Below are 7,487 nucleotides of genomic sequence, written 5' to 3'. Positions count from 1 at the left end.
AGGGCGGCAAGCGCATCGCCTACGGCGCGCGCGCGATCACTGAGGGCGGCTTGCAGTCGGTGCCGAAGTTATATTTCCCTGGCGGCGCGCTGATCGGCTGCTCGGCGGGCTTCGTCAACGTCCCGCGCATCAAGGGCAGCCACAACGCCATGAAGACCGGCATGATGGCCGCCGAGACCGCCTTCGCGGCGATCCAGGCCGGCCGCGCCGGCGATGAGCTCGTCGAGTACGAGGCGGCCTACCAGGCGTCCTGGGTGCGCAAGGAACTGCACGTGGTGCGCAACGCCAAGCCGCTGCTGGCGCGTTACGGCACCGTGCTGGGCGGGATGGTGCTGGGCGGCATCGACATGACCATCACCAATCTGCTGAAGGGCTTCTCGCTGTTCGGCACCTTGAAGCATGGCAAGAACGACGCGGAGTCGACCGGCCTCGCCAAGGACTACAAGCCGATCGTCTATCCAAAGCCCGACAACGAGATCAGCTTCGACAAGCTGTCGTCGGTGTTCCTGTCGGCCACCAATCACGACGAAAACCAGCCCGCGCACCTTCGCCTTCGTGACGCCACGGTGCCGATCAACGTGAACCTGCCGCGCTTCGGCGAGCCGGCCAGGCTGTACTGTCCGGCGGGGGTCTACGAGGTGTTGTACGACGAAGCGGGAGCCAATCCGCGCTTCCAGATCAACTTCCAGAACTGCGTCCACTGCAAGACGTGCGATATCAAGGATCCGTCCCAGAACGTCGTGTGGACCACTCCGCAGGGCGGCGACGGCCCGAACTACCCGAATATGTGATCGCCGCGGCCCTTGGCTGCCGCTGTCGAAAGTCCAAAGGCTGTCCTCCATGCGTCGCCCGCTTCTGACCCTTCTCGCGCCGCTGGCGCTGCTGTGCGCTTGCGCCAGCCCGCCGCACGACGCGAGCGTGGCGGGTCTAGAAGCCGGCGTCAGCGACCATTCGCCGTATGGCCTGTTCCTGGCCGGCGAAGGCGCGCTGAACGATGGGCGGACTGACGAGGCCGCGCGCTATTTCGACCGCGCGCGCGGCAGCTTGGGCGACCAGCCTGCGCTGGCTGAACGGGCGTTCGTGGCGACGCTGCTGTCGGGTGATGTGACGCGAGCGGTGTCCATGGCGCCGACGAGCGAAGAAACCACCGAGCAGATGACGCGGCTGTCGCGGCTGGTGCGCGCGGCCGAAGCGATCGCCCAGGGCAAGGGCAAGGAAGCCCAGGCGATCCTGTCGACGCCGATCGGCTTCCCCCACGCCGCGGGCGCGGCGTTGCTATCGCCTTGGGCCGCGGCGATGACTGGCGATGTCGATGGCTCGCTCGTGCGTCCGGAAGCCGGCGACGACAAGCTGGTCGGCTACTTCGGGCAACTTGGGCAGGCCGAACTCTTCGAGCGCGCCAAGCGCTATGACGAGGCGGAGACCGACTTCAAGGCGCTGACCGCCAGCGATACGCCCGCCGACATGATGGTCCTGGCCTATGGCGAATTCCTGGAGCGTCGGGGTCGGCGCGCCGAGGCTCTGACCCTCTACGATCCTGCCCTGGTTCGCGATCCCGACGATGTGCTGCTGAAAGTCGCGCGGGCGCGCGCCGCCGCGGGCAAGCCCGCGCCGCCGATGGGCACGCTGCGCGAGGGCGCCGCGCAGTCGCTGCTCGCGCCTGCCGCGACCTTGCTGGCCGCGCGTCAGGAACAACTCGGCATGGCCTATCTCCGCCTGGTTCTGCGGCTGGATCCCAAGCGCGACGAGGCCTGGGTGATGGTCGGCGATCTGCTGGCGTCGACTGATGACATGGAGGGCGCGCGCAACGCCTACGGCCAGCCCAAGCTGGGCTCGTCCGAGTATGCCGCTTCGCAGGCCAAGCTCGCCTGGACCTACCAGAACGAGAAGAAGCCCGAGATCGCCATCGAGATGGCGCGGAAGGCCGCGGCCGGCGGTGACGCCGACGCGCGGTTGACGCTGGCCGACCTCCTGCGGGTCAACGAGCAGTTCGCAGAATCGGCCCAGCTCCTGAGCGGCCTGATCGCCGAGGCGCCTAAGCCGGACTGGCGGCTGCTCTACGCCCGCGGCATCGCCTACGAGCGGATGGGCGAGTGGGTGAAGGGCGAGGCCGATCTGCGCGCGGCGATGGCGCTGCGGCCCGAAGAGCCGGAACTGCTGAACTACCTGGGCTATTCGCTGATCGACCGCGGCGAGGACCTGCCCGACGCGCTGCTCATGGTCGAGAAGGCGGTGGCGGCCAATCCGCGGTCTGGCGCGATGATCGATTCCCTCGGCTGGGCGCACTATCGGCTCGGCCACTATCCTAAGGCGGTGGAGCTGCTTGAGGACGCAATCGAGCTCGAGGCCGGGGACCCTGAGGTCAACAACCACCTCGGCGACGCCTACTGGAGGGTCGGGCGGCGCGACGAAGCGGTGTTCCAGTGGCGGCGCGTGCTGACCCTCGACCCGCCTGAGAAAATTAAGCTGGACGCCGAGGCCAAGCTGAAGAATGGCCTCGGAGCCGCGGGTCCGGCCAGCGCGCCCAAGGTCGCCGCCCAATAGGATGCCGGCCACCGCCTTCGCGCCGGCCAAGATCAATCTCTTCCTGCACGTCGGGGCGCCGCAGGCCGACGGTTATCATCCGCTGCGCAGCCTGATGGCGTTCGCCGACATCGGCGACCGTTTGAGCGCCGATCCGTCGGCGGCGATGGAGGTGCGGGTGCGCGGGCCAAGCGCCCACGCTCTTGCCCATGAGGCGGACAACCTGGTCGCGCGCGCCGCGCGCGCGTTGGCCGCTCATGTCCGAACGCCGCTCGCGCCGTTTCGGCTGACGCTGGAGAAGCTGCTGCCGGTGGCGGCCGGCCTGGGCGGCGGCTCCAGTGACGCCGGGGCCGCCTTGCGCCTGCTGCGCGAGGTCTGGGGCCTGACGCTCTCCGATGCAGAGCTGGAGGCGGTGGCCGCCTCGCTGGGCGCGGACGGCGCGGCCTGCCTGTTCGGTCGCCCGGTGCTGGCCGAGGGGCGGGGAGAGCGGTTGACGCCACTGGCGGCGTTGCCGGCGATCGACGCGGTGCTGGTCAACGCCGGCCCAGGCGTCTCGACCGCCAAGGTCTATGGCCGCTTCGACGCGCTCGGCGTCTTCGATCCGATGGACATTCACCCGGAGCTGCCGACCTTCGAGGACGTCATCGAAGCGGCGTCCTGGCTCGCCACCCAGCGCAACGACCTGGAGGCCGCAGCGCGGCTGGTCGAGCCCAGCGTCGGCGATGTGCTGGACACCCTGGCTAGCGAACCCGAAGCGCTGCTCGCCCGCATGTCGGGATCGGGGGGAACGTGCTTTGCGCTATGCGCCAGCGACATCGAGGCGGAAGCCCTGGCCGAGCGTATGGAGAGCCTGGCGCCGGACTGGTGGGTGCGCCGTTGCCGCCTGGGCGGGCCCTGGCCCGACGACACCTGAATCAGGCAGGCGTGAAACGAAAAACGGGGGCCGCGAGGCCCCCGTTTCCCTTTGCGGAGCCCAGGTTTGTCCCGAGCTCCGCCCCCCTCCGACGAGACTTAAGAGTGGTAGGCGCGTTCGCCGTGCTCGACGATGTCCAGGCCCTCTTCCTCGGTGTCCTCGGAGACACGCATGCCCACCGTGAACTTGATGATGAAGAAGACGATGGAGCTCATCACGCCAGACCAGCAGATGGTCACCAGCACGCCCTTGAGCTGGGCCATGAACTGGGTGGCCATGGCATAGGTCGCCGAGTCGCAGGTCGAGATGTCGCCGTCGAGCGCGCAGGTCGTGTAGTCGACGATGCCGGCGCCGCCCCAATCGGGGTTAACCAGCAGGCCGGTGGCCAGCGCGCCAAGGATGCCGCCGACCGCGTGGATGCCGAAGGCGTCCAGACTGTCGTCGTATTTCAGGGCGTTCTTCACGACCGAGCAGAAGAACACGCACACCGGGCTGACGATGAGGCCCAGGATGATCGCGCCGACCGGTCCGGCGAAGCCGGCCGCAGGCGTAACCGCCACCAGACCGGCGACCAGGCCGGAGGCCAGGCCCAGCATGCTGGCCTTCTTACGCGTGACCCATTCGACGACCACCCAGGAGAGGCCCGCCGCGGCGGTCGCCACCAGGGTGTTGATCAGCGCAAGCGCCGCATAGCCGTTGGATTCAAGGTTGGAGCCGGCGTTGAAGCCGAACCAGCCGACCCACAGGAGACCGGCGCCGACCAGGGTCAGCGTCAGCGAATGGGGAGGCATGGCTTCGACCCGGTAGCCCTTGCGCGGGCCGAGGATCAGGGCGCCGACCAGCGCCGCGATGCCGGCGTTGATGTGCACGACGGTGCCGCCGGCGAAGTCCAGGGCGCCGAAGCCCCAGATCAGGCCCGACTTGATGGCGTCCTTGGGCGCGTTGGCGATGGCGTCCGGCCCGGGCCACCACCACACCATGTGGGCCATCGGATAGTACGAGAGCAGCGGCCACAGGATGGCGAAAATCACCACGGCGGAGAACTTCATCCGCTCGGCGACGCCGCCCAGAACCAGGGCCGCGGTGATGCAGGCGAAGGTCATCTGGAAGCCGATAAACACCAGTTCCGGGATCGCGATGCCGGTCGAGAAGGTGGCGACCGTGCTGGCCGGCGTGACGTCCTTGAGGAACATGCGTCCAAAGCCGCCGACGAAGGTGTCGAGGCCTCCGCCGTCGGTGAACGCCAGGCTGTAGCCCCAGAACACCCAGGCGATCATGCCGATCACGGTCACGGTGGAGACCTGCATCAGCATCGAAAGCATGTTCTTCTGACGGACAAGACCGCCGTAGAAGAGCGCCAGGCCAGGCACGATCATCAGCAGGACCAGCACGGTGGAGACCAGCATCCAGGCCGTGTCGCCCTTGTCGACCGTCGGCGCTGCGGCGGCCGCAGGAGCGGGCGCTTCGGCGACAGCCGGAGCAGCGGCGGGCGCCGCTTCAGGCGCCGGCGCAGCAGCTTCGGCGGCGGGCGGCGCGGCGGCCTCCTGCGCCATGGCCGAAGACGTCATCGCGCCCCCGACCAATGCGGCGGCGAGCGCGAAACCCGCCAGCCGCTTGAATCTAATCGATTTCATTAGAGCTATCCCCTTATCCCGAAATTCAGCGCTAGAGGGCGGCCGTACCGGTTTCACCGGTGCGGATGCGGACCGCGTCTTCGACGTTGACGACGAAGATCTTGCCGTCGCCGATCTTGCCTGTGGCGGCCGCGGCCTTGATCGCCTCGACCGCTTTGGCCGCGGCGGAGTCGTCGACCACCGCCTCCAGCTTCACCTTCGGTACGAAGTTCACCTGGTACTCAGCCCCGCGATAGATTTCGGTCTGGCCCTTCTGGCGTCCGTAACCCTTGACTTCCGAGACCGTCAGCCCCTCCACGCCGGCCGCGACGAGCGCTTCGCGCACGTCGTCCAGCTTGAAAGGTTTGACGATCGCTATGACCATTTTCATTCGATCGCTCCCGCGCGGCCAAAGCTCGACACGCGCCCCTCGTGTTTGTCCGAACCGCCGCGGACGCGGGCGTCCACCGATGCGACGGCAAGGCGGAAGCTATCGGGTCGGGAGGCCTAGGGCTTAGCTGGGTAAGGTTCCGTCAACGAAAGGGGCAGGCGCCGCCTGCTTCCTGAGCGCTAGCGACTGAAGGCGCCCAATTAACGTGCATCTAAGAGCGCCTCGGGAAGGTGAAACGGCCCCCGCGCGGTGGAAATGCGGCGGAGCGAAGGCGGATTTTCACGAACGCGTGAACTTCGCAACCTGCACCTTCGCCGCGCGTAGACAGCCCGACGGCCCGGCTTACGGGGGGCCAGGACCAACCCAAGAGGACTTGATGCAATCTATTCGTTTGATGACGACGGTCGCCGCGATGGCGCTCACCGCGAGCGTCGCGGCCGCACAGACCAGCGCCACGACGTCCGCCAAGGCGCCCGCCGGCAAGGCTCCCGCCGCCGCGCCGCCGGTTGACGCCCAGCCCTTGGGCCCGAAAGCGCCCGCTGCGACTGGCGCCATGACGACCACGCCGGCCCCTGCCACGAGCGCGCCTGCATCGACGGCGCCGACGGTGGTGGCCAAGGGCGACCTGATGGACACCGCGCGGCTGTCCGGTCAGTTCACCATCTTCGTCAAGGCGGTCGACGCGACCAACCTGACGTCGGTGCTGAAGACCAACAAGAACCTGACCGTTTTCGCGCCAACTGACGCAGCGTTCGCGGCCCTTCCGGCCGGCGAGCTGGACCGGCTGATGGCTGACAAGGCGGGTCTGCAGAAGCTGCTGACCTATCACATCGTCAATGCTCGCGTGGACTCGACCAAGATCAAGGGCGCCAAGGGACCGGTCACCACCGTATCCGGCCAGCCCATCGAACTCGACGGCAGCGGCGACATGCTGATGGTGAACAACGCCGACATCACCCAGTCCGACGTGATGGCGACGAACGGCATCCTGCACGTCGTCGACAAGGTGCTGACGCCAGGCACTGCGCTGGCCGCGGCCTCGAGCGGCGCCAGCGCGTCCGCGACCGCCACAGACGCCGTTCCGGCCGGCAAGACTGTACCGGCCGCGCCCGCCAAGACCACCGGCGCCGCGCCGCAATAGCGACGAGGCGGAGACGCTGAGGGTCCTTCGGCCCTCATCAAACCAGGAGCCAGGAAGATGAAACTCAGACTTTTGCTTATCGGCGTGGCCGCCTCGGCCATGGCCGCAGGGTCGGCTTCAGCTCAAGAGGCCGCCGCGCCGCCCAACATGAGCTCGCCGCCGCCGGCCGACAGCTCGAGCACGGGCATCCCGTCGGCCGACTCCACGAAGCTTACCGGGACCGACGCCGGCAAGACCAACCTTCCAGGCGGCGAAGTGAACGCCGACACCTCGGCGCGCACGGACGGCACCATGGGCGTCGATGCGTCCAGCACCACCAGCGCCGAGGCCTCGAGCGACCCGACGGCGACGCCGGCGGCCGGCGGCTATGCGACCAGCGCGTCGGTGACCACGACCACCGTCACCAACGGACCGGTTCCGGACACCGCCGAGAACCGCGCCAAGTACGGCAAGCCGATGTCGAACGCCGGCAAGCGCTCGGCCGCCAAGGGCAACTAAACGGAGCGCCTCTATCCGGCTGAGGCCGGGGCAGGGCGGTTAGAATTCATCCGTGCTCGGCGCGGCTTGAAGCGAAGGTCGGCGGGCCCTATGGTCCGCCGACTTTTTTTGCGCCTGCGAACAAGCCCCTCATGTCCTCAGACAAGCCGCTTTCATTTCAGGGCCTGATCCTGAAATTGCACGACTATTGGAGCCGTCAGGGCTGCGTGATTCTACAGCCACATGACGTGGAGGTAGGGGCGGGGACCTTGCACCCGGCCACCGTGCTGCGCGCGCTCGGGCCCAAGCGGTGGCGTGCGGCCTATGTTCAGCCCTCGCGGCGGCCCGGCGACGGCCGCTATGGCGAGAACCCCACCCGGCTGCAGCACTACTACCAGTATCAGGTGATCCTGAAGCCGAACCCCGACA

8 protein-coding genes are annotated in these 7,487 nt (G+C 68.0%); 6 read left to right on the top strand and 2 right to left on the bottom strand.

Going from position 1 to position 7,487, the window contains the following annotated elements; all coding sequences use genetic code 11:
* The 3 genes from Q8R27_RS06080 to Q8R27_RS06070 all read left to right on the top strand — a co-directional run.
* Positions 1-791 (top strand): electron transfer flavoprotein-ubiquinone oxidoreductase (locus tag Q8R27_RS06080; protein ID WP_305698169.1); only part of this gene is annotated, 791 nt, incomplete at its 5' end.
* Between the two features lie 49 nt (positions 792-840).
* Positions 841-2,544, top strand: a complete 1,704-nt coding sequence (locus Q8R27_RS06075; RefSeq protein ID WP_305698168.1) for a tetratricopeptide repeat protein — start codon at positions 841-843, stop codon at positions 2,542-2,544.
* A 1-nt stretch (position 2,545) separates the two neighbouring features.
* Positions 2,546-3,436: a 4-(cytidine 5'-diphospho)-2-C-methyl-D-erythritol kinase gene (locus Q8R27_RS06070; RefSeq protein ID WP_305698167.1), complete on the top strand. Its 891-nt coding sequence runs from the start codon at positions 2,546-2,548 to the stop codon at positions 3,434-3,436.
* Positions 3,437-3,534: 98 nt separating this feature from the next.
* Here Q8R27_RS06070 and Q8R27_RS06065 read toward each other — a convergent pair whose 3' ends face one another.
* A complete protein-coding gene (locus Q8R27_RS06065) occupies positions 3,535-5,070 on the bottom strand; it encodes an ammonium transporter (RefSeq protein WP_305698166.1) in 1,536 nt (511 codons plus the stop codon).
* 31 nt (positions 5,071-5,101) lie between these two features.
* Entirely contained in the window at positions 5,102-5,440 is a 339-nt protein-coding gene (locus Q8R27_RS06060) for a P-II family nitrogen regulator (protein WP_305698165.1), read from the bottom strand.
* Between the two features lie 376 nt (positions 5,441-5,816).
* Here Q8R27_RS06060 and Q8R27_RS06055 point away from each other — a divergent pair, with 376 nt between their 5' ends.
* From Q8R27_RS06055 to Q8R27_RS06045, 3 genes are all read left to right on the top strand, one after another.
* The gene (locus tag Q8R27_RS06055) at positions 5,817-6,581 is read left to right on the top strand and encodes a fasciclin domain-containing protein (RefSeq protein ID WP_305698164.1); all 765 of its coding nucleotides are present in this window, start codon (positions 5,817-5,819) and stop codon (positions 6,579-6,581) included.
* A gap of 57 nt (positions 6,582-6,638) precedes the next feature.
* Entirely contained in the window at positions 6,639-7,079 is a 441-nt protein-coding gene (locus Q8R27_RS06050; protein WP_305698163.1) for a hypothetical protein, read from the top strand.
* Between the two features lie 131 nt (positions 7,080-7,210).
* A partial coding sequence (locus Q8R27_RS06045) for a glycine--tRNA ligase subunit alpha (RefSeq protein ID WP_305698162.1) occupies positions 7,211-7,487 on the top strand: 277 nt, incomplete at its 3' end.

It is taken from the genome of Phenylobacterium sp., assembly GCF_030697305.1.
Taxonomy (GTDB): domain Bacteria; phylum Pseudomonadota; class Alphaproteobacteria; order Caulobacterales; family Caulobacteraceae; genus Phenylobacterium.
The sequence above is the reverse complement of the archived record's forward strand: the minus strand, read 5'-3'. Positions and strand labels throughout refer to the sequence as shown.

What these genes read in the sequence shown, in the direction of transcription:
- Q8R27_RS06075 (WP_305698168.1), top strand. Translation starts at nt 841, where the DNA reads ATGCGTCGCCCGCTTCTGACCCTTCTCGCGCCGCTGGCGCTGCTGTGC.
- Q8R27_RS06050 (WP_305698163.1), top strand. Translation starts at nt 6,639, where the DNA reads ATGAAACTCAGACTTTTGCTTATCGGCGTGGCCGCCTCGGCCATGGCC.
- Q8R27_RS06070 (WP_305698167.1), top strand. Translation starts at nt 2,546, where the DNA reads ATGCCGGCCACCGCCTTCGCGCCGGCCAAGATCAATCTCTTCCTGCAC.
- Q8R27_RS06060 (WP_305698165.1), bottom strand. Translation starts at nt 5,440, where the DNA reads ATGAAAATGGTCATAGCGATCGTCAAACCTTTCAAGCTGGACGACGTG.
- Q8R27_RS06065 (WP_305698166.1), bottom strand. Translation starts at nt 5,070, where the DNA reads ATGAAATCGATTAGATTCAAGCGGCTGGCGGGTTTCGCGCTCGCCGCC.
- Q8R27_RS06055 (WP_305698164.1), top strand. Translation starts at nt 5,817, where the DNA reads ATGCAATCTATTCGTTTGATGACGACGGTCGCCGCGATGGCGCTCACC.